17 protein-coding genes and 1 pseudogene are annotated in these 19,676 nt (G+C 73.0%); 13 read left to right on the forward strand and 5 right to left on the reverse strand.

Translation table 11 applies throughout. The annotated features are described in order from the left end of the window. Nucleotides 1–127: 127 nt before the first annotated feature. The 8 genes from OV079_RS43465 (at nt 128) to OV079_RS56705 (ending at nt 6,408) form a co-directional block, all read left to right on the forward strand. Nucleotides 128–1,483, forward strand: coding sequence for an AAA family ATPase (locus OV079_RS43465; RefSeq protein ID WP_267775645.1), 1,356 nt, complete (start codon nt 128–130; stop codon nt 1,481–1,483). Further along, the gene (locus OV079_RS43470) at nt 1,480–1,953 is read left to right on the forward strand and encodes a retron system putative HNH endonuclease (RefSeq protein ID WP_267775647.1); all 474 of its coding nucleotides are present in this window, start codon (nt 1,480–1,482) and stop codon (nt 1,951–1,953) included. The genes OV079_RS43465 and OV079_RS43470 overlap by 4 nt, the downstream gene beginning before the upstream one ends. Next, on the forward strand, nt 1,950–2,126 hold the full coding sequence (locus tag OV079_RS43475) for a hypothetical protein (RefSeq protein ID WP_267775648.1): 177 nt from the start codon (nt 1,950–1,952) through the stop codon (nt 2,124–2,126). Before OV079_RS43470 ends, OV079_RS43475 begins: the two co-directional genes overlap by 4 nt. A gap of 96 nt (nt 2,127–2,222) precedes the next feature. Further along, nucleotides 2,223–2,564, forward strand: coding sequence for a glutathione S-transferase N-terminal domain-containing protein (locus OV079_RS43480; protein ID WP_267775649.1), 342 nt, complete (start codon nt 2,223–2,225; stop codon nt 2,562–2,564). Continuing rightward, nucleotides 2,498–2,878: a thioredoxin domain-containing protein gene (locus tag OV079_RS43485; protein ID WP_267775650.1), complete on the forward strand. Its 381-nt coding sequence runs from the start codon at nt 2,498–2,500 to the stop codon at nt 2,876–2,878. Before OV079_RS43480 ends, OV079_RS43485 begins: the two co-directional genes overlap by 67 nt. A 219-nt stretch (nt 2,879–3,097) precedes the next feature. Further along, nucleotides 3,098–4,210: an MBL fold metallo-hydrolase gene (locus OV079_RS43490; protein ID WP_267775651.1), complete on the forward strand. Its 1,113-nt coding sequence runs from the start codon at nt 3,098–3,100 to the stop codon at nt 4,208–4,210. Nucleotides 4,211–4,231: 21 nt separating this feature from the next. Further along, entirely contained in the window at nt 4,232–5,140 is a 909-nt protein-coding gene (locus tag OV079_RS43495; RefSeq protein WP_267775653.1) for an alpha/beta hydrolase, read from the forward strand. A gap of 518 nt (nt 5,141–5,658) precedes the next feature. Further along, nucleotides 5,659–6,408 carry a DNA methyltransferase gene (locus OV079_RS56705; RefSeq protein ID WP_267775655.1) on the forward strand — a complete coding sequence of 250 codons (750 nt, stop codon included), beginning with the start codon at nt 5,659–5,661 and terminating at the stop codon, nt 6,406–6,408. 229 nt (nt 6,409–6,637) lie between these two features. On the opposite strand, the gene OV079_RS43505 is transcribed toward OV079_RS56705, so the two are convergent. From OV079_RS43505 to OV079_RS43515, 3 genes are all read right to left on the reverse strand, one after another. Then, nucleotides 6,638–7,417 carry an SDR family oxidoreductase gene (locus tag OV079_RS43505; RefSeq protein ID WP_267775657.1) on the reverse strand — a complete coding sequence of 260 codons (780 nt, stop codon included), beginning with the start codon at nt 7,415–7,417 and terminating at the stop codon, nt 6,638–6,640. Nucleotides 7,418–7,460: 43 nt separating this feature from the next. Then, nucleotides 7,461–8,195 carry a RadC family protein gene (gene radC, locus OV079_RS43510; RefSeq protein WP_267775658.1) on the reverse strand — a complete coding sequence of 245 codons (735 nt, stop codon included), beginning with the start codon at nt 8,193–8,195 and terminating at the stop codon, nt 7,461–7,463. A 180-nt stretch (nt 8,196–8,375) separates the two neighbouring features. Further along, complete coding sequence (locus tag OV079_RS43515) at nt 8,376–11,384, reverse strand: PAS domain S-box protein (RefSeq protein WP_267775660.1); 3,009 nt, start codon at nt 11,382–11,384, stop codon at nt 8,376–8,378. A gap of 175 nt (nt 11,385–11,559) precedes the next feature. Between OV079_RS43515 and OV079_RS43520 the strand changes: the two genes are divergently transcribed. The 4 genes and pseudogenes from OV079_RS43520 (at nt 11,560) to OV079_RS43535 (ending at nt 16,144) form a co-directional block, all read left to right on the forward strand. Continuing rightward, entirely contained in the window at nt 11,560–12,135 is a 576-nt protein-coding gene (locus OV079_RS43520; protein WP_267775661.1) for a thioredoxin family protein, read from the forward strand. Between the two features lie 127 nt (nt 12,136–12,262). Further along, nucleotides 12,263–12,415 (forward strand): annotated as a pseudogene (locus OV079_RS59605) (hypothetical protein); the annotation flags it as partial. Nucleotides 12,416–13,418: 1,003 nt separating this feature from the next. Continuing rightward, nucleotides 13,419–13,997 (forward strand): hypothetical protein, encoded by a 579-nt coding sequence (locus OV079_RS43530; protein ID WP_267775665.1) that lies wholly within the window; start codon nt 13,419–13,421, stop codon nt 13,995–13,997. 38 nt (nt 13,998–14,035) lie between these two features. Further along, the gene (locus OV079_RS43535) at nt 14,036–16,144 is read left to right on the forward strand and encodes a hypothetical protein (RefSeq protein WP_267775667.1); all 2,109 of its coding nucleotides are present in this window, start codon (nt 14,036–14,038) and stop codon (nt 16,142–16,144) included. 142 nt (nt 16,145–16,286) lie between these two features. Here OV079_RS43535 and OV079_RS43540 read toward each other — a convergent pair whose 3' ends face one another. Next, complete coding sequence (locus tag OV079_RS43540) at nt 16,287–16,874, reverse strand: TetR/AcrR family transcriptional regulator (RefSeq protein WP_267775669.1); 588 nt, start codon at nt 16,872–16,874, stop codon at nt 16,287–16,289. A 113-nt stretch (nt 16,875–16,987) separates the two neighbouring features. Between OV079_RS43540 and OV079_RS43545 the strand changes: the two genes are divergently transcribed. Further along, entirely contained in the window at nt 16,988–17,617 is a 630-nt protein-coding gene (locus OV079_RS43545; protein WP_267775672.1) for a glutathione S-transferase family protein, read from the forward strand. A gap of 229 nt (nt 17,618–17,846) precedes the next feature. Here the strand turns inward: OV079_RS43545 and OV079_RS43550 are convergent, their stop codons facing one another. Next, nucleotides 17,847–19,469 carry a hypothetical protein gene (locus OV079_RS43550; protein WP_267775674.1) on the reverse strand — a complete coding sequence of 541 codons (1,623 nt, stop codon included), beginning with the start codon at nt 19,467–19,469 and terminating at the stop codon, nt 17,847–17,849. Nucleotides 19,470–19,676: the final 207 nt, after the last annotated feature.

Genomic DNA, 19,676 nt, shown 5'->3' on the forward strand with positions numbered 1-19,676 from the left:
TCGCGTTCCGCCGCCGTGCGCCGCACGGAGTCGGGGCCGGCGCGAGCCTGTCGCGTCGGCGTTGACGAACGCGCGCACTTGCGAGCGCCGCGCGCCGGGGCCTACACTTCCGCCGGGTCGTCGTTCGATGCGGATTCATCGGCTGCAGCTCGAGAACTTCCGCGGCTTCGCGGCGCTCGAGCTCGATCTGTCGCACGGCCGCACGACCGCGCTGGTGGGGGTCAACGGGTCCGGCAAGACGTCGGTGCTCGACGCCGTGGCCTACCTGCTGGCGCTCGCGGTGGCCCGCACCGGCCTCGGCGACGACGCGACGCGCCTGACCCTGGCCGACGTGCGCGCCGGCGCCGAGCGCTGCGTGGTCCACGGCGAGTTCGTGTGGACGCCGCCGCCGGCCGCCGCGAAGGACGAGCTGTTCGCCGACCTCGAGCAGGGTGAGGCGTCGTTCGTGCTGCGCCACGAGCTCGCGCACCGCTGGGGCCGCTGGACGGGCGCGCAGCCGGACACGCCGCAGACCGCGAGCTGGGCCGCGCGCTGGCACGACGCGCAGGCCCGCGGGGTCGTGCTCGACGCGCCGATGCTGGCGACCTACTCGCACGAGCGCTACGTCGAGGCCGAGGAGGACGTGGCCCGCGGCGAGCTGCCGTCGGGCCCGGCCAGCCTCTACGCCGATCACGGCTGGTCGCGCGGGGCCCGGCGCGAGGACTTCTTGCGGTGGTTCCTGCTGCGCGAGGACCTCGAGAACGAGCTCATCCGCGAGCGCCGCGACCACGTTGACCCGCAGCTGACCGCGGTGCGGCGGGCGATCCTCTCGTTCTTGCCCGACTGGACCGACCTGCGGTTCCGTCGCCGGCCCACGCGCGAGCCCGGCGCGGCGCACATCGACTTCGTGGTCGGCCGTCGCCCCGCGCTGATCCTGCGCAAGGGCGGCACGCAGCTGGCGTTCTCGCAGCTGTCCGGCGGCGAGCAGGGCCTCCTGGTGCTGGTCGGCGACATCGCCCGCCGCCTGGCGATCACCCACCCGAACCTCGCCGACCCGCTGCAGGGCCGCGGCATCGTCCTCATCGACGAGGTCGAGCTGCACCTGCACCCGCAGTGGCAGCGCACGCTCATCCCCGACCTCGAGCGCACGTTCCCCAACCTGCAGTTCATCGTCACCACCCACTCGCCGCAGGTGCTGTCGCTGGTGCCGCGCGAGCAGGTCAAGCTGCTGCGCGACTTCCGGCTGGTGGGCGAGCCGCCGCACACTCTCGGTCGCGACAGCAACGCGATCCTCTACGAGGTGATGGGCGTCGATACGTACCCGCCTTTCTCGGCCGCCAAGGTCCGCGCGGTCGCCCGGCTGATCGACGAGGAGCGCTGGCCCGAGGCCCGCGCGGCGCTGGCCGGGCTCGTCGCAGACTTTGGCCCGCACGACGCCGAGGTGGTCCGCCTCGGCAGCATGATGGCGTTCCTCGCCGAGGACGACGACGAGGCCGCGGGATGAAGAACATCCAGAAAGGTCGCGAGCCGGCGGCGCTGACCCAGCACCGCCAGGGCGGCGGCAGCTTCGAAGACCCGGGCCCGTGGAAGCAGGAGCTGCGGCGCGCCCTGCTGCGCGAGCAGGGGGCCATCTGTTGCTACTGCATGAACCGCATCGAGCTCGAGTCGCTGCGCATCGAGCACCTGCGGCCGCAGCACGAGCACCGCGCGCAGCAGCTGACGCACCGCAACCTGCTCGCGGCCTGTCCCGGAGGACAGGACAACCCGACGCACGAGCAACGCGACATCCGCCACTGCGACGTGCGCAAGGGGCGAGCCCGCTGGCGCTCGACCCGGTGGCCGGCGTCGAGCACCGCGTGCGCTACGGCTTCGTCGAGGGCCGGATCGTCGGCGCCGACTCCGAGGCCGACCGCGACCTCGACCAGGTGCTCGGCCTCAACGCGCCGCACCTCCGCCAGCTGCGCCGTCGCGTGATCGAGGGCCTCATCGCCCGCCTGAGCAAGAAGTACAGCGACAAGACGTGGTCCCGGGCGGCGCTCGAGCGGGAGATCGCGCGCTGGTCGAGCCGCGACGGCCACGAGTTCCGCCCGTTCTGCCAGGTCGCGGTCGAGTTCCTGCGCAAGCAGCTGCCGAAGGCCCGCTCGTGACGTGGGCGGTTGCGCCGGCGAAATTGTCGCGCATGCAAGCACCCGGGGCGGCGACATGACGCGACGCGCGAGCGGATCGACGGCGAGGTGCAGGGCATGACGCGGCTGGGTTCGGCGGTGGCGACCGCGGTGCGCTTCGGGCTCGGCGGCCGCGTGGGCGCCACCGGGCCGCGGCCGACGGGCGAGCTGGTGCTCTACGAGTTCGAGGCGTGCCCGTTCTGCCGCAAGGTCCGCGAGGCGCTGGTGTGGCTCGACCTCGACGTGACGATGCGGCCGTGCCCGCCGGGCGGCACGCGCTTCGGCCCGGGCGGGTCCCGCCGTTCCCGCAGCTGGTCGACGACGGGCAGCTCATCCGCGAGTCGTCGGCGATCGTGCGCCACCTCGTCGACCGCTACGGCGACGGCCACGTGCCGCTGGCCCTGCGGCTCGGGCCGCTGACGACGCTGGCGAGCGGCCTCGCCTCGCTGGCGCTGCCGCGCGTGCGGGCGATCGCGTCCGAGGCGCCGGCGCGGCCGCTCGAGCTGTTCGCCGACGAGACCTCGGCCGAGGCGCGGCAGATCCGTCAATGGCTGTGCGCTCGCGAGATCGCCTATCGCTGGCGCACCTGCGGCCGCGGCAGCGCCAAGCTCGCCGAGCTGGCCGAGCGCACCGGTCGCGCCGAGTTGCCCGCGCTGCTCGACCCCGGTCCTGGGGTCGACGTCCGCGGCGCAGGAGCGGCCGTCGCTCACCTGCAGCGGACTTACGGCCGCTGACCCGCGCCGATGCGGGCGCTCTCGTCGGGCCGATGCGTCGATGCTCGCGACGAGGCGAGCCCTCGCGTGCGTGCGCAGAGCCGCCCGCGGCAGGCGACAGGCGACGCCGGGCGAGTAGATTTTCGCGGCGCAGCACGACTCGCGCGCCGGACCGACGTCGCCAGCGCACCGGGGAGACCTCCGCTGACGCCCGGCAGCGGCCGCGATAAGGTGACGGCGATGCCCTTCGACAGGCCCCAGGTCCCGGCGCTGTGTGCGGCGGAGCTGCCCGCCAACTTCCGCGCGATCGCCGAGCTCGACGACGGTTGGCGCGAGCCGAGGCCGGGCTTTCGCCTCGAAGACCTGCGCGCCCGCGGCGAGGCGTTCGCCCGCCGCTTCCGCGCCGACGGCCCGGTCCGCGGCTTTCGCACCATGGACCTGCTGCCGTTCCCGTACCCGGTCGCGTTCGGCTTCTGGCAGGCCCCGCCGACCCGCGCGAAGTACCTCCTGATGCGCAACCGCTGCAACCTGATCGAGTTCGAGGACTGGAGCGGGCAGGTGCGCACCATCTTCGTCAACCCGAGCGAGGCCGACCTGTCCGCAAGGGCAGGTTTCTTCGACCAGCTGCGGCGCGACCTCGTGCCGTGGGCCCCGGCCGAGCTGCTGCAGCGGGCCGACGGTCCGGCCGCGCTGGCGCGCGAGCGGCTCGGCGTCGACCCGGCCAAGATCGACTACGTCACCTTCGACCACCTCCACGTGCAGGACCTGCGGCGCGGGCTGGTCGGCGAGGGCGGGCGGCCGCCGCTCTATCCGAACGCCAGGCTCATCGTCAATCGCCGCGAGATCGAGACCTTGCAGGCGCTGCACCCGCTGCAGCGGCCGTGGTGGATCGAGGAGGCGCTCGACGGGGTGCCGGCCGAGCGCATCCTCGCGGTCGAGGGCTCGGTGTGGCTCGGCAAGGGGCTCGCGCTGGTGTGGACCCCGGGGCACACGCTCGGCAACCACTCGATCGTGTTCCACGCGGCCGGCCGCGGCGTGTTCGCCATCTCCGAGAACGGCCTGTGCCCCGAGAGCTACCTGCCGCGCGCCTCCGGCCTCCGCAGCCTGCGCGAGCACGCCGCCAAGTACGGCGCCGAGGTCGTCCTCAACGGCAACGCGCTCGAGAGCAGCCTGTCGCAGTACACCTCGATGGTGCTCGAGAAGTCGATCGTCGACCGCGGCGACGCCGGCGGCGAGGTCCCAAACATCTACTGCTCGTCGCCCTTCGTCCGCTCGCCCCTGGCCTGGGGCATCGGACCTCGCTACACCGTCGCGCCGATCGACACCGGCGCGCTCACTCAGTCGCTGGCCTGAAGAACATGTCGTGAGGGACATATGGCAAGCCTGCAGAGCCACCTCCTGTACCAGATGATCCGCTACTGGCGCCGCCGCCACCCGATCGGCGAGTTCGGCCCGGACAGCTACAAGAGCGTGCGCAAGACCATCGAGCGCGGGGTCAAGCAGGGCCGCCCGCCGCCCGGCGTCTACCTCGAGTCGACCCGCGCCGGCGCCGTCCCGGGCGAGTGGATCCACGCCGTCGGGGCCCGCGCCGACAAGGTCCTGCTGTACCTCCACGGCGGCGGCTACGTCGCCGGCTCGCCCGCCTCGCACCGGCCGCTGACGGCCGCGCTGAGCCGCGAGGCCCGCGTCCGCGTGCTCGCGCTCGACTACCGCCTCGCCCCCGAGCACCCGTACCCGGCCGCGCTCGACGACGCGGTGGCCGCTTATACCTGGCTCTTGGACCAGGGTTATTCGGCCAGGTCGATCGCCCTCGGCGGCGACTCGGCGGGCGGCGGCCTGGCGGCGGCCACCCTGGTGCGCCTGCGCGACGCCGGCGTGCCGCTGCCGGCCGCCGCGTTCATGCTGTCGCCGTGGGCCGACCTCACCGGCACCGGTGAGTCGGTGCGCACGCGGGCCGCCCTCGACCCGATGCTCGGCGGCGACCTGGCGGCGTTCGCCCGCTATTACGTCGGCCCCGACGGCGACCCGCGGCACCCGTTGATCTCGCCGATCCACGCCGACATGCGCGGCCTGCCGCCGATCCTGATCCAGGTCGGCACCCGCGAGGTCCTGCACGACGACGCGATCCGCCTGGCCGAGCGCGTGCGGGCCGGGCAGGGCCGGGTCGAGCTCGAGGTCTGGGACGACATGATCCACGTGTTCCAGGTGTTCCCCGGCCTCTTGCCCGAGGCGCGGCGGGCGATCCGGCGGATCGGCGAGTTCTTGCGGGCGGAGCTCGGCTGAAGCGCAGCGTGCGGTCGATGCCGTCGACCTGACGGAGCGGTCGCCCGGGGCGAAACGAGGGCGACGTCGTGGGGGCCGCGGGGCTCGCCCGTGCGGGGGCGCCGAGGACTCGCCCTGGCGTGCACCGGTCGCGGTCGCCTTGGGCGGCGCCTGGGCGTGGCGCTCGCACCGGCGCTGCGCGGCCTCCGGGGCCTGCCACGCGGTCCTCGTCGCCGCGTTCGAGCGCGACCCCGCGGCCCGATCGGAGCTTCGACGGTTCGCGCGGCGGGTCTGCGGCGACCCGGCGCGGGCGCGTGGTAGGCTCGCGCGCGCGTGGTCGCGGCCGACCAGGACAACTTCGTCTCGAGCTCGCACCGGCTCGGCGAGGCCAGCTACACCCTGGTGCAGGGCGACGGCCTGCGGTGGATGGCGACGCGGCCCGAGCGATCGGTCCACGCGATCGTCACCGACCCGCCCTACGGGCTCAAGGAGTACACCGCGCTCGAGACCGCCAAGCTGCGCAGCGGAAACGGCGGGGTGTGGCGGATCCCCCGACCCTCGGCGGCAGCACCCGCAGCCCCCTGCCGCGCTTCACCGTGCTGTCGGGCGACGAGCGCGACGCCCTGGAGCGGCTGTTCGCCGACCTCGCGGCCCAGGCGATGCGCGTGCTCGTCCCCGGCGCGCACGTGTTCATCGCCGGCAACCCGCTGCTGTCGCACCTGGTGTACGGGCCGTTCCTCGCCGCCGGCTTCGAGAAGCGGGCCGAGATCATCCGCCTCGTCCAGACCTTGCGCGGCGGCGACCGGCCGAAGAACGCCCACGAGGAGTTCGCCGACGTCACCGTCATGCCGCGCTCCGCGTGGGAGCCGTGGGGTCTGTTCCGCAAGCCGTGCGAGGGCCGCGTGCAGGACAACCTGCGCCGCTGGGGCACCGGCGGGCTGCGGCGGATCAGCGCCGAGCAGCCGTTCGCCGACGTCATCGCCTCCGCCCCGACGCGGCCCGAGGAGCGGGCCCTCTCGCCGCACCCCTCGCTCAAGCCGCAGGCGCTGATGCGCCAGCTCGTGCGCGCCGCCTTGCCGCTCGGGCGCGGCGTGGTGCTCGACCCGTTCATGGGCGGCGGCTCGACGATCGCGGCCGCGGCCGCGGTCGGCTACGAGAGCGTGGGGGTGGAGCTCGACCCCGAGTTCTTCGCCGCCGCGGCCGCCGGGATCCCGCGCCTCGCCGCGCTGCCGATCCCGCCGCCGCGGCGGGCCCGGGCGCGCCAGGGTGACTCTCAGGACATGTCCTGAAGGTCCTGCGAACATCGGCCCGCGCGCCGCGGCCTGGCCGCGGAAGCGCCGCGGCCGGTCCGGGGGCATCAGCGTGACTCTGAGGACATGTCCGGAAGGACCTCCGGGCCTCGGACCGCGCGCCGCTGTCGGACGGCCGAGGAGCGGCCACGGCGGGCCCGAACGCGCCCGGGTGATTCTCAGGACATGTCCCGCGGCACATGTCCGAAAGGCTACGCTGCCCGCTACCTCAGGGCACCGCGCTGGCGCCGCCGTCGAAGTTGATGGCCGTGCCGGTGATGAAGGCGGCGCGGGCCGACGCCAGGAAGGTGATGAGGTCGGCGGCCTCTTCGGCCTCGCCGACGCGGCCGAGGGGCACCTGGCGCTGGCGGGCCATGTCGGCGTAGAAGCGGTCGCGGTCGAGGGACGGGTTGCGCTTCTTGTCGTGCTGGGCGCTCTTGACCAGGCCGATGAGGACCGCATTGACGCGGATCTGGTCGGGCGCGAGCTCCTTCGACAGCGCCTTGGTGAGGGCCAGGCCGGCGGCGCGGCTGATGGTCGAGGGCATCGAGCCGGCGGCCGGCTGGCGGGCGCCGATGTTGAGCAGGTTGACGATGCTGCCGCCGCCGGCCTTGCGCATGTGCGGGATGGCGATACGGACGAGGCGCAGCGCGGCGAACAGCTTGAGGTCGAGGTCGTCCTGCCAGGCGTCGTCGGTGAGCGACTCGAACGCGCCGGCGGCCGAGGTGCCGGCGTTGTTGACCAGGACGTCGATGCGGCCGAGGCGGGCGACCACGCCGTCGACCAGGCGCATGACGTCGGCCGGCTCGCGCACGTCGACCGGCATGGCGAGCACCTCGGTGCCTGTCTCTGCGGACAGGTCGTGCATCGCCTTGGCGAGCACGTCGGGCCGGCGGGCGCAGATGACGACGCGCGCCCCGGCGAGGGCGAGCGCGCGGGCGGTGGCGCGGCCGATGCCCTCGCTGCCGCCGGTGACGATCGCGACTTTCTGCTGGAGACCGAGGTCCATGGCGCGAGGACGTAGCACGATTCGCGCGCGCGCGGCACGGCGGTCACAGCGGGGCCTCCGGGGGCAGGGGAGGCTCGGGGAGGAGCCCCAGGGCCAGCATGGAGGTGCAGCCGCCGTCGGTGACGATGAGGTGGTCGACGACCGGGATGCCCATCAGCCAGCCGCACTCGACCAGGCGGTGGGTGAGCCCGACGTCGCTCTCGCTGGGGTTCGGCTCGCCGCTGGGGTGGTTGTGGACGAGGATCACCGAGTGCGCGCCGGCCTGGGTGAGCGGGCGGAACACTTCGCGGGGGTGGACGTGCACGTGGGCGACGCTGCCGAGCCCGACCTCCTTGATCAGGCGGATCCGCCGCCGGCTGTCGAGGCCCAGGATCATGAACACCTCCTGCGAGCGGCCGCGCAGGTGGGCGTGGACGAACCGGCGCACGTCGTCGGAGCCGCGCACCGCGGCTTCGACCGGCAGATGGAGCTGGCCTATCCGCCGCGCCAGCTTGACCGCCGCGCACACCGCGGTGGCCGAGGCCTCGCCGATGCCCGGCGACTCTGCCAGCTCGTGCGGCAGGCCGCGCATCAGCCCCGACAGCCCGCCCAGGCGCTGCAGCAGCGCCAGCGCCCGCTGCTCGGCCCGCCCGCCGCCGAGCAGCAGCGCGACCAACTCGACGTTGCTCAGCACCGCCGGCCCGAACGCGTACATGCGCTCGCGGGGCCGCTCGATCGCCCGCGCCCGCGCGCCGGCCTCGGGGTCATCACCGCAACTCTCGCCGCTCCCTTGAGACATGTCCCGAGGACTTCAAGCCGCGTGCCAGCGAGAAGCCGCGGCGCGACGCGGCGCCGCGGTCACGGCCCGTCCCGCCGGCTGGCCGGGCGTCCCGCCGGCTGGACACCGACGCGGCGGGGTCGGAACATGCCCTTTCGACCATGCTCGTTCAGACATGCCCGCACGGACATGTCTTGAAGTTCACGAGGTCTGGGCGGCCAGCTCGCGCCCGTGGGCGACCAGGTCGTCGGTGAGGCGGAACATGGCGTCGATCAGGCGCTCGACGCGGGCGATCCGCTCGCTCTCGCTGACCTGGGTGGCGACGCTCTCGAGCTCGCGGGCGAGGCCGAGCAGCTCGCCGGCGCTGAACATCGCCGCGGTGCCGGCGGCGCGGTGGGCCGCCTGGCGCATCACCTCGGGGTCGCTCGGGGCCGACGAGCGCAGCACCTCGGCCAGCTTCGGCGCCTCCTCGCGGGCCATCTCGATCATGCGCAGCAGGGTCGCGCGCGAGCCGGCCACGCGCGCGCTGACGGCGTCCCAGTCCTCGACCGCGCCGTTGGGGCGCTCGCCGATGGTGGCGAGCACCGCCTGCAGGTCGGCGATCTGGACCGGCTTGGTGAGGAAGCCGTCCATGCCGCGCTCGAGGCTGTGGAGGCGGTCGGACTCGGTCGCGCGGGCGGTCATCGCCACGATCGGGACGGCGCGCACGCGCGTGTCCGGGTGCTTGCGGATCGCCGCCGCCGCCTCCCAGCCGTCCATGCCGGGCATCTGCACGTCCATCAGCACCAGGTCGAAGCGGGTCGACGCGACGGCCGCCAGGGCCGCGTGGCCGTCGTGGACCACCGCGACCTCGTGGCCGGCGCCGCGCAGCATCTCGGCCGCGACCAATTGGTTGATCGGGTGGTCCTCGGCCAGCAGCACGCGCAGCCGCCGGGTCGCGCGCGACAGCTTGGCCGGCGGCGCGCGCGACTCGGGCCGCTGGGTCTCGCGCGCGCACGGCAGCTCGACCTCGAACGAGAACACGCTGCCGACGCCGACCTTGCTGTCGACCGCGATCGCGCCGCCCATCAGGCGCACCAGGCGGTCGGCGATCGTCAGGCCGAGGCCGGTGCCGCCGAAGCGGCGCGTGGTCGAGGCGTCGCCCTGCTCGAAGGGGACGAAGATCGCCGACAGCCGCTCGGGGGCGATGCCGATGCCGGTGTCGCGCACGGCGAAGCGCAGGCGGGCCCGCTCGCCTGCCACCTGCGCGCCGACCTCGACCTGGACCTCGCCGTGCGCGGTGAACTTGATCGCGTTGCCGATCAGGTTGACCAGCACCTGGCGCAGGCGGTCGGGGTCGCCGACCAGCCAGCGCGGGACCGCGGGCGCGAGCGCGGCGGCGAACCGCAGGCCCTGCTCCTCGGCGCGCGGGCGCAGGGCGTCGATGGTGCGCTGCATGGTCGCGTGCAGGTCGAACGGGACCGGCGCGAGCGCCAGCTTGCCGGCCTCGATCTTGGTGACGTCGAGCAGGTCGTTGATGATCGCCAGCAGCGAGCGCGCCGAGTCCTGGATCACGCGCAGGCGCTCGCGCGCGGGCGGCGGCGGGTCGTCGAGCAGCGCCAGCTCGACCATGCCGAGGATGCCGTTCATCGGCGTGCGGATCTCGTGGCTCACGTGGGCGAGGAACTCGCTCTTGGCCCGGCTCGCCGCCTCGGCCGCGCGCACCGCCTGGCGCAGCGCGTCCTCCTGCCGCCGGCGCGCGCTGATGTCGGTCTGCGTGCCCATCAGCCGCAGCGCCCGCCCGGCGCCGTCGCGCGCGACCACCCGCCCGCGCCCCAGCACCCACCGGTGCCCGCCCTTGGCCGTGCGCGCCCGGTACTCGCAGTGGAACGTGGGTGCCTCTCCGGACATGTGCTTACGGACAGCCTCGTGGAAGGCCTCGCGGTCGTCGGGGTGGACCGCGTGGGCCAGCTCGGCCTCGGAGTAGGTGTGGCTGGCGTTGTCGCGGCCGCGGGTGAAGAACACGGTGCCGGCGGCCAGGTCCCAGTCCCACAGCTCGTCGCCGGCGGCCTCGAGCGCCATGTTGAGGCGCTGCTCGCTGTTGCGCAGCTGGACCTCGCTGCGCTTGCGCTTGGTGATGTCGCGGGTGGTGATGGCGACGCCGCCGCCGATGCGCACGGCCTGGTGGCGCAGCCACTCGACCCCGGGCAGGACCTCCGAGTCGATGCGGATGTCTTCGTCGAGCGCCTCGCCGGTGGCGAACACCCGCTCGTACTTGGCGAGGAACGCCGACATCCGGCGCGCGCCGGCGAACTCCGACACGCGCATGCCGATCAGCTTCTCGCGCGGGCGGTTCATCAGGCGGGTGGTGCCGGGGTTGACCTCGACGATCACGAGGTCGAAGCGGCCGTCCTCGTCGTCGACTCGCTCGGTGACGACGATCGAGTCGGTGCTCGCCAGCAGCGCGCCGCGCAGGCGGTTGGCCAGCCGCTCGTGCTCGGCCTGGGCCACGCGCGAGGCGGTCACGTCGCGCAAGATCCCGACGTAGCCGATCACCTCGCCGGTGGCCTCGCGCAGCGGCGACGTCACGACCTCGACGTACGCGCGGGTGCCGTCGGCGCGGGGGATCGTCGACGAGTGGTCGTCGGAGCCGTACTCGCGGGCGCGCAGCGTGTAGGTGTCGAGCTTGGTGGCCGGCCGGCCGAACTCCTGCGACAGCTCGCGGATCCGCTCCTCGACCTCGTCGGGGTCGCTCGGCAGGGTGTCGAAGTGGCGGCCGAGCACGTCCTCGGCGGCGACGCCGTAGATCCGCTCCGCCCCGCGGTTGAAGCGGACGATCCGGCCGGCGATGTCGACCGCGATCAGCCCGACCCCGGTGGCGGTCGCCAGGATGCCGCCGATCTGCCCGTGGACCCGCGCCATCTCGCACTGCATGGCCACCCACGCGCTCTTGCCGTCGCGGATCCGGTGCAGCCGCATGTACAGCTCGAGCCGCCGGCCGTCCTGCGTGATCACCTGCGTGTGGCCGCGGACGTCGGCCTCGCCGGCGAACACCCGGCTCAGGAGGCCGCGCACCTTGTCGCGGTAGTCCGGCGCCACGGCCGCCAGCAAGCTGGCCGTTGCGACATGTTCTTCAGACCAGCCGAGCGTCTCGCGGAGCGCGCGGCTACAGACGAGGATGCGACCGTCGGCGTCGACCGCCGCGAACTTTTCGTCGCTATCCTCGAGCATGTCGCTGAGCGAGGGCGGCATCCTGGAGTGGTGGCATGACAGCACGGCCGCGCGGCGCCGGCAACCGTCCATGAGGGGGCGCACGCGGGCTCCTTCGCCGCCGCGTCGACGCACACCGGCTCGCTGCTGCTTCGACGCGGGATCTCGCAGATCGCGCGTGGTATGGTTGCGGGCCGTGACCTCGACCCGCCTGGTCCTCGCGCTCGCCCTCGCACCTGCCGTCGCGGCAGCCGGCGCGCTCCTCCTCCCCGGCTGCGGCGGCGACCCGTCGACCGCCGTTCAACAGCGACCCGCCGGCGAGCCCGCGCCGGCGGCCGGCGCCGCGGCTCCGGCCGGGCCCGCGCGCACCGCCACCGCCCCGGCCAACGGCTTCGGCGACGGCATCGCCTGGCGCGGCCTCGAGGAGGGCTTCCGCGAGGCCGCGAGCCTCGGCCGGCCGATCATGCTGGTCGTCCACGCGTCGTGGTGCTCGCAGTGCAAGGCGCTGCGGCCCGCCTTCTCCGACCCGGCGCTGGTCGACCTGTCGGACCGCTTCGTCATGATCAACGTCGACCAGGACCTCGAGCCGGCGAGCCAGCAGTACGGCCCCGACGGCCGCTACGTCCCGCGCGTGCTGTTCTTCGACGCCGCCGGCGAGCTCGACCGCGAGCTGCTCAACGCCTCGCGTCGCCGCTACAAGTACTACTATTCGCCGCACGACGACCTCGTCGGCGCGATGCGTCAAGCCCTCGAACGCCATGCCAAGTCCTGAGCCCCGCAACGTGCGTCGCTACGCTCGCCGCGGTGCCGCCGGGTTCGCGCTGCTCGGCGCGCTCGCGCTGCGCCCCGCCGCCGCCGCGCGGCCCGACATCATGCCCGTCGAGGACGTGCGCCCCGGCATGAAGGGTCACGCGGTCACCGTCTTCTCCGGCACCGGCACCGACCGCTTCGAGATCGAGGTCATCGACGTCATCCGCGACTACCTGCCGCGTCAGGACGCGATCCTGTTCCGCTCCTCCGACCCGCGGATGGTCCACTCCGGCATCGTCGGCGGCATGAGCGGCAGCCCGATCTACATCGACGGCAAGCTGGTCGGCGCGCTGGCCTACGGCTACCGCTTCAACAAGGACCCGATCGGCGGCATCACCCCGATCTCCAACATGTTCGCCGTCGGCGAGCTGCCCTTTCGGCCAGAAGTGCTGCCGCACAACCGGGTCCGCGCGACCGCCCGCGACGGCGCGGCCGGGTGGGCCGACGCGATGCTCGGCCTCGGCACCACGCCCCTGCCGCCGCGACGCCGCCCCGACGACCTGACGCCGCAGGGCGGCCTGGCGCCGCTCGGCGCGCCGATGTCGGTGAGCGGCCTCGGGGCCGAGGCGACCCGCTACCTCGCCGACACTCTCGGCCTCGTGCCCGCGCGCGGCGGCAGCGGCGGCACGGCCGTCGGCGACGCCAAGACCGCGCCGGCCAAGACCTGGCAGGGCGGCGACTCGGTGTCGGTCGTGCTGATCCGCGGCGACAACGCGGTCGCGCCCAACGGCACCATCACGTGGGTCGGCGGCAAGCAGGGCGAGAAGCTGCTGGCGTTCGGCCACGAGATGCTCGGCGCCGGCCCGAGCAACCTGCCGATCGCCGACGCGCGCGTCCACGTGATCATCCCCAGCGTCGAGCGCTCGGTGAAGCTGTCGAGCGCGCTGCACGTGCGCGGGTCGATGATTCAGGACCGCCAGGCGGCGATCTCGCTGCGCACCGACGTCGGCGCGCCGATGATCCCGGTGACCACCGAGCTGCGCGCGCCGGAGCCCGACATGCCGCCGCGCGTCTACCACAGCGAGGTCGCGCTCGGCGTCGACCTCACCCCGGCGCTGACGGCCAGCCTGCTGGTCGACGCGCTCGGCGAGGGCGCGGCCGACGGCACCGAGGTGGTCGCCGAGGTCGTCCATCACATCGACGTCACCACGAGCAAGGGGCCGCGCACCGTCACCGTCAAGACCGAGGAGTTCTTCCCGGCCGGCGTCGACGCGCGCGCTCGGCCGCGGCCGCGGGGCGCTGATCATGGCGGCGCTGCTCAACAACGACTTCGAGGTCGCCAAGCTGCGAGGCGTCCGCCAGACCGCCACCCTGCGCTACGACAGCCCGGTCGAGATCCTCGAGTCGATCCGCCTCGCCGACGCCGACGTGCACGCGGGCGATCTGGTGAACCTCGAGCTGCGCCTCCGCGACTACCGCGGCGCCACCCACACCGAGACCCTGGCCCTGCGCGTGCCCGACGACGCCGCCGAGCAGGACATCCAGATCGAGGTCACCGGCGGCGACAACGCTCGCCCGCCGCGGCCGATGCCGAGCTCGCTCGACGACCTGATCGACACGTTGCAGGACACCTATCCGGCGCGCAGCCTGGTCGCCACGATCTACCGCGAGGCCGAGGGCCTCTCGACCCGCCACGGGCTCTTGCCCGAGCTGCCGGCCAGCGTGCTCGAGAGCCTCGCGCACACCGGCAGTACCACCTCGGCGGTCCGCTTCAAGCAGATGGCGCGGCGGGTGATCCCGCGCCCGGCGCTGATCGAGGGCGAGCACACCCTCAAGCTCAGCGTCAAGCCGAAGCGGAAGTTCGCCGCGCCGGATCTCGATTGACGACTCGTCCAGCCTCGACCATGACTGTCTCTTCGCGCATGTTCCTTCGTACATCTTTGCCGCTTCTGCTGCTCGTCCTCGCGCCCGCGAGCGCCGGGGCCGGCGGCACGCGCAGCTTCCACCTCGGCGACTTCGACGACTTCGACGCCGGCGAGGCCGAGGGCGCGGCGATCGAGGGCTCGGGCAAGGTCACGGTCGGCCTCGTGCCGGCGCGCGGCGAGGTGAAGGGCGCGGCGAGCGTGTTCTCGTGCGCGGCCGACCCGAAGGACAAGGGCGCGGTGTACCTCGGCACGGCCGATAAGTCCGCGGTGCAGCGGATCAAGCTGACCACCCCGAGCAAGGCCGGCGCGGCCGAGCCGGCGGCCACCAAGCTGGCCGAGCTGCCGGGCGCGGTGGTGTCGGCGCTGACGACCTTGCCCGGCGGCGACGTCCTGGCGGCGACGCTGCCCGGCGGCACGATCCACCGCATCGACGCCAAGGGCAAGGTCAGCGAGTTCGCCAAGCTCGCGGTCGACCAGATCTGGGCCCTCGTGCCGCACGAGGGGCGCCTGCTCGTCGGGACAGGTCCGAAGGGCGAGCTGTTCTCGCTCGACATGAGCGGCAAGGACCCCAAGGTCGTGCTCGACTCCGACGAGAAGGACATCCTCGCGGTGCTGCCGGTCGGCAAGGACGTGGTCGTCGGCACCTCGCCCGGCGCCAAGGTGTTGCAGGTCGGCCCGGCCAGCGACGGCGTGCTGGTCCACGACTTCGCCGGCGACGAGGTCCGCGCGCTCGCGCTGGTCGAGGGCGGCCTGGTCGCGGCGGTCAACGACTTCAGCGACCGCGGCCTGTCGTCGGTCCAGGCGCTCACCAAGAACCTCAACCGGACCAGCCTGGTCGGTCAGCCGGCCGAGGGCACGCTCGACGCGACGTCGGGCGGCGGCGGGGCGCAGTCGTCGGCCGACCTGTTCTTCGTCGCCCTCGGTGCCAAGCGCGACCTGGCCCGCGCCTCCGAGGCGACCTGGGAGTCGTGGCTGCACAAGGACAAGCAGTACTTCACCGGCCTGCTCGCCGGCGGCAAGGGCAGCGAGGTGCTGGTGTCCGCCTCGCAGCAGGGCAAGGTCTACCGCGTCCGCGGCCGCCGCGACGTCGCCACCGTCGCCGACCTCGATGAGCGCCAGGCCACCGCGCTGTGCCGCCTCGGCGACGGCGCGGTGCTGGCGACCACCGGCGACGGCGCGGGCGCTTATCGGCTCGCGGTCGCACCTGCCCAAAAGGCCAGGTATCGGACGAAGGTGCTCGACGCCAAGCAGCCGTCGACGTTCGGCGCGGTGTACCTGCGCGGCAAGGGCGTGACCCTGCGCGCCCGCAGCGGCCCGGGCGAGGAGCCCGACAAGCGCTGGAGCGAGTGGAAGCCGGTCGGCCTGAAGAAGGAAGGCGACGCTCTGGCGGGCGCGCTGGCCCTGCCGACGCGCCGCTTCGTCGAGCTCGAGGTGACTCTGGCCGACGGCGGCGAGCTGCGCGACGTGCAGCTGTTTTACGCCCCCGAGAACCTGGCGCCGCTGGTCGCCGGGGTCGACGTCGCCCGGCCCGAGTTCGAGCTCGGCGACGACGACGAGCCCGAGGGCAAGCTGACGATCAAGTGGAAGGCCGAGGCGCGCGACGACGACGACCTGGTCTACGAGGTCCGCGTGCGCCCCGAGGGCACCTCCGACAAGGAGTGGATCTCCCTCAGCGGCGCCGAGCAGGTGACCAAGAAGGAGTACAAGTGGGACCTCGACAGCGTGCCCGACGGCGTCTACGAGGCCCAGGTCATCGCCAGCGACGAGCCGAGCAACGGCATCGCCCGCGCCGCGCGTGACGAGGTCGTTTCGGCCCCGTTCGTCGTCGACCACAAGCGGCCCGCGATCGACGGCGTCAAGGTCAGCGGTCTGGCGATCACCGGCACCGCCAGCGACGAGGGCGGCCAGATCCACGACGTCGCCTTCAGCGTCGACGGCGGCCCGTTCCGCGCCGCCAGCCCGAGCGACGGCCTGTTCGACACCGGCCGCGAGGGCTTCCAGCTGACCCTCCCCGAGCCGCTGGCCCCCGGCCGCCACCGCGTGGTCCTGCGCGCCCGCGACGCCTTCGGCAACATCGGCTCGCACGCCGTCATCGCCGACAAGTAGCGCCTGTCCCCGCGGACAGGTCGTCAGACGCGCCTCGCTTGCGAAGATGAGGGCGTCGGCTGTCCTTTCGGACATGTCCATGACGGCCGCGCCGTAACCTGGGAGACTGAACGCGGTGCCTGTCCTTGCGGACAGGTCGCCGTCACGCCGCCAGCAGCGCGAGCGCCTGCTTGCGGGCGGTCGCGCGGACGGCCTTGCTCAGGGCCGGGTCGTGCGTCGCGCGGGCGAGGACCATGCTGCCGACGCACAGCGTCACGATCAGCTGGACGCGGGTGTCGGCGTCGGGGCAGCCGTCGGGCAGCGCGCGGCGCAGGACCCCGGCCATGCTGTGGAGCACCGCGGTGTAGGCCCGCTGCGGCTCGGGGCCGGCGCGGACGACGTCGGACGGCAACGCGTAGAGGGGGCAGTGCTGGTCGCTGTCCTCGAGCACCTCGTCGCTGAGGTAGCGCTCGATCAGCATGCGCGCCAGCTTCGACGCCTCGGGCGGCGGGCGCCGCGACTGCGCCAGGCGCAGCGCGAACGGGTTGCAGTCGACGTAGCTGCCGACGGCCTCGGCGTACAGCGCGGCCTTGCTGGGGAAGTGGTTGTAAAAGCCGCCGCGGGTGAGCTTGGCGCGGGCCATGATCTGGTCGATCGAGACCGGCTCGAACCCGTGGCGATTGAACAGCGCGCGCGCGGCCATGACGATGCGCTCGCGCGTGCGGGCCTTGTGCTCGGCGGTGTAGGGCATCGCGAGGTTCCTCGATGGTGGTAGCACGACGGAGAATATGTTCTTGAACATATGTAGGCGTGGGCTACGTTTGCCGGCGAGCGGTCGATACGCGCCGCTCGTGGAGGATGATCATGCAGATCTACTGGTTCAAGGCACAGGCGCCGCGGCGCGTGGTGGCGCTGGCGAAGCACCTCGGGATCGCGGCCGAGTTCATCGAGGTCGACCTGGTCGGCGGCGATCTCAAGCAGCCGACGTACGCCCGGCTCAACCCCAACATGAAGGCGCCGACCCTGGTCGACGGCGAGTTCGTGCTGTGGGAGTCGTCGGCGATCATGGCCCATCTGTGCATTCAGTCTGGCTCCGACATGTGGCCCGCGCACGCGCCGGCCGAGCAGGTCGAGGTGCTGCGCTGGCTCGGCTGGAACGACTGCCACTGGGCGGAGGCGGTGGGACCGTTCTACTTCGAGCACATCATCAAGCCGTCGTTCGGGTTCGGCGAGCCCGACCGCGAGGCGTTGAAGGCGAAGGTCGACGGCCTGCGGCGCTTCGCCCGGGTGCTCGACCGGCACCTCGAGGGGCGAGAGTTCGTCGCCTGCGGGCGGCTGACCATCGCTGACTTCCACCTCGCGTCGATGGCGACCGACTGGCGCGAGTCGGAGATGCCGCTGGCGGACTTCGCCAACGTCGTCCGCTGGCTCGAGCGCCTGCGCCGGCTGCCCGCGTGGGCCGACCCGTGGCCGCAGCCACGCGCCGCGGCGTAGCGGCGAGGCGGGCGCTCACAGACCTCCGCGCCGCTCGCCGTCGCGTCCAGCGGCCGGGGCGGGCGCTCGCCGGACCTCCGCGCCGCTCGCCGTCGCGTCCAGCGGCGAGGCGGCGCTCGCCGGACCTCCGCGCCGCTCGCCGTCGGGCGTGCGGACGCTCGGGGCCCGAAGCGCGAAGGGCCGCGGCGACGTGCCGCGGCCCTCCTGGGCTGTCCCTACGGACAGGTGCTCAGGCCTTCTTCTCGGCCTTCTTCTTCTCGGTCTTCTTGGCCTCGGGCTGCTTGGCCTCGGCCGGCGCCTTCTTGGCCTTGCGGGTCAGGCTCTGGTGCAGGTCGACGAGGCTGGGCAGGCTGAACTTGGCGAGCGCGGCCTTGAAGTCCTTGTCCTTGGCCTGGCCCTTGAGCTCGGCGATCTTGTCGACGATGGCCTGGACGCCGCCCAGCTTCTTGGCCTTCTCACCGATCTCGACGAGGCGGATGAGCTTGCTGTTGGCGACGTACTTCAGGCGCTTCTTGAAGTCCTCGGCCGACTCGCCCGCGAACGAGCTGGGCAGGAGCTCGGCCACGCGGGCGACGAGCTGGTCCTTGGAACCGAAGAGCTTCTTGACGTGTTGCAGGGGTGTGGTCTTGGGCATTGCGATCCGCCTCGATGTTCGCCGCCATGAGCAGCTACGAAGGGGGTGGTTTCGGGCCTGGCCGGTGTGGACAGGGCCCGAAAGGAGCGACCCTCTCGACGCGGAGTCGAGAGGGCCGGGACTCTTTAGAGGATCCACGGCCGCGGCGCAAGCGCGCGGCGTCGGGGGCTCACTGCGCGGGCGCGGCGGCCGGGTCGGCCGGGGGCGCGGCAGCCGGGTCAGCCGGAGCGGCCGGGGGCGGCATGGCCGGCTCGGCCGAGGGGGCGGGCCACCGGCGCCGCCGCCGACGAGGCCACCGAGGCCGCCGGCCTTCTCCTGCAGCGTCTTGAGGTCGCTGGCGCTCAGCGAGATCTCGAAGCTGAGGAGGGTGTCCTTGGCGTCGATCTTGACGGTGTCGGCGACCGTGGCGGGCAGGCCGACCATCGCCAGGCCCATCTTCGCCATCGGCAGCGCCTCGTCGGCCTTCTTCTTGAGGCCCGAGGCCTGCTCGGCCGAGCCGAGGCCGGCGGCGAGCTTGACGCCGAGGCCGTCGCTGAGGTCGATCGAGCCCGAGAAGTCCTTCACGTCGACCTGGCCCTGCGCCTTCGCCATGCCGGCGAGCTGCTCGGGGGCGACGCCCGCGAACCAAATGTGGCGGCTCTGGTCGGCGCGGGTGAACAGATCCTTGTGCGGACCATCGACGGCGGCCTTGCCCTTGCCGTCGACCAGATCCTTGACCGCGGCGGCCCACGGCTTGCTGGCGATCACGACGGTGCCGGCGTCGACGATGTAGCCGGTGGCCTCGCCGTCCTCGACCTTGATGGTCTTCTTGCCGCCCTCGTCGACGACCGTGAACGGGACCTTGCCGTTGTTCTTCTCTTTCGCCTTGTCGGCGATGCAGGTCAGGTTCTTCTCGTCGCCGATACCGGTGCCGGTGATCACGACCGAGACGCCGTCCTTCGCGTCGGTGCCGACGAGCACGGAGGTGACCGCCTTCTCCGGATCGAGGTTGCAGGCCTTCGCGGCCTCGACAACTTCCTTGTAGCCGGCCTGCGACTCGGCGATGGCCTTGTTGTCGGCGTACAGCTTGCTCTTGAGCAAGCCGCCGACGTCGATGCCGGCCATGATGGTGGCTTGCTCAGGGATGAGCTTGCCGCCGGCGGCGCTCGCTCCGCCCTTGCAGGCGGGGATCGCGAGGAGCGCAGTGGCAGCGAGGGTCGTGAGGATCGTCCGCTTCATAGCGGGGCACTAATACGCCACGAATTTTAATCGATCAACCAAAATAACCCGGGTACAGGCCGGGAGAGGATGTGTCTTTCCGCCTGTCGGTACATAGTGATCCAATCTGCCCAATTCTGCAGCGCGGCCGTACGCTGCAGCGGAACCAGCGGCCGCTCGGTGGCCTGGTCGGAGCTCGCACATGGCGTGGAAACGCTTCGTTTTCAA

It is taken from the genome of Nannocystis pusilla (genome assembly GCF_026626665.1).
Taxonomy (GTDB): domain Bacteria; phylum Myxococcota_A; class Polyangia; order Nannocystales; family Nannocystaceae; genus Nannocystis; species Nannocystis pusilla.

Coding starts and splice junctions, on each gene's coding strand:
- OV079_RS43495 (WP_267775653.1), top strand. CDS start 4,232: ATGGCAAGCCTGCAGAGCCACCTCCTGTACCAGATGATCCGCTACTGG.
- radC (WP_267775658.1), bottom strand. CDS start 8,195: ATGTCTCAAGGGAGCGGCGAGAGTTGCGGTGATGACCCCGAGGCCGGC.
- OV079_RS43470 (WP_267775647.1), top strand. CDS start 1,480: ATGAAGAACATCCAGAAAGGTCGCGAGCCGGCGGCGCTGACCCAGCAC.
- OV079_RS43540 (WP_267775669.1), bottom strand. CDS start 16,874: ATGCCCTACACCGCCGAGCACAAGGCCCGCACGCGCGAGCGCATCGTC.
- OV079_RS43465 (WP_267775645.1), top strand. CDS start 128: ATGCGGATTCATCGGCTGCAGCTCGAGAACTTCCGCGGCTTCGCGGCG.
- OV079_RS43515 (WP_267775660.1), bottom strand. CDS start 11,384: ATGCTCGAGGATAGCGACGAAAAGTTCGCGGCGGTCGACGCCGACGGT.
- OV079_RS43480 (WP_267775649.1), top strand. CDS start 2,223: ATGACGCGGCTGGGTTCGGCGGTGGCGACCGCGGTGCGCTTCGGGCTC.
- OV079_RS43505 (WP_267775657.1), bottom strand. CDS start 7,417: ATGGACCTCGGTCTCCAGCAGAAAGTCGCGATCGTCACCGGCGGCAGC.
- OV079_RS43490 (WP_267775651.1), top strand. CDS start 3,098: ATGCCCTTCGACAGGCCCCAGGTCCCGGCGCTGTGTGCGGCGGAGCTG.
- OV079_RS43550 (WP_267775674.1), bottom strand. CDS start 19,469: ATGAAGCGGACGATCCTCACGACCCTCGCTGCCACTGCGCTCCTCGCG.
- OV079_RS43545 (WP_267775672.1), top strand. CDS start 16,988: ATGCAGATCTACTGGTTCAAGGCACAGGCGCCGCGGCGCGTGGTGGCG.
- OV079_RS43535 (WP_267775667.1), top strand. CDS start 14,036: ATGTTCCTTCGTACATCTTTGCCGCTTCTGCTGCTCGTCCTCGCGCCC.
- OV079_RS43530 (WP_267775665.1), top strand. CDS start 13,419: ATGGCGGCGCTGCTCAACAACGACTTCGAGGTCGCCAAGCTGCGAGGC.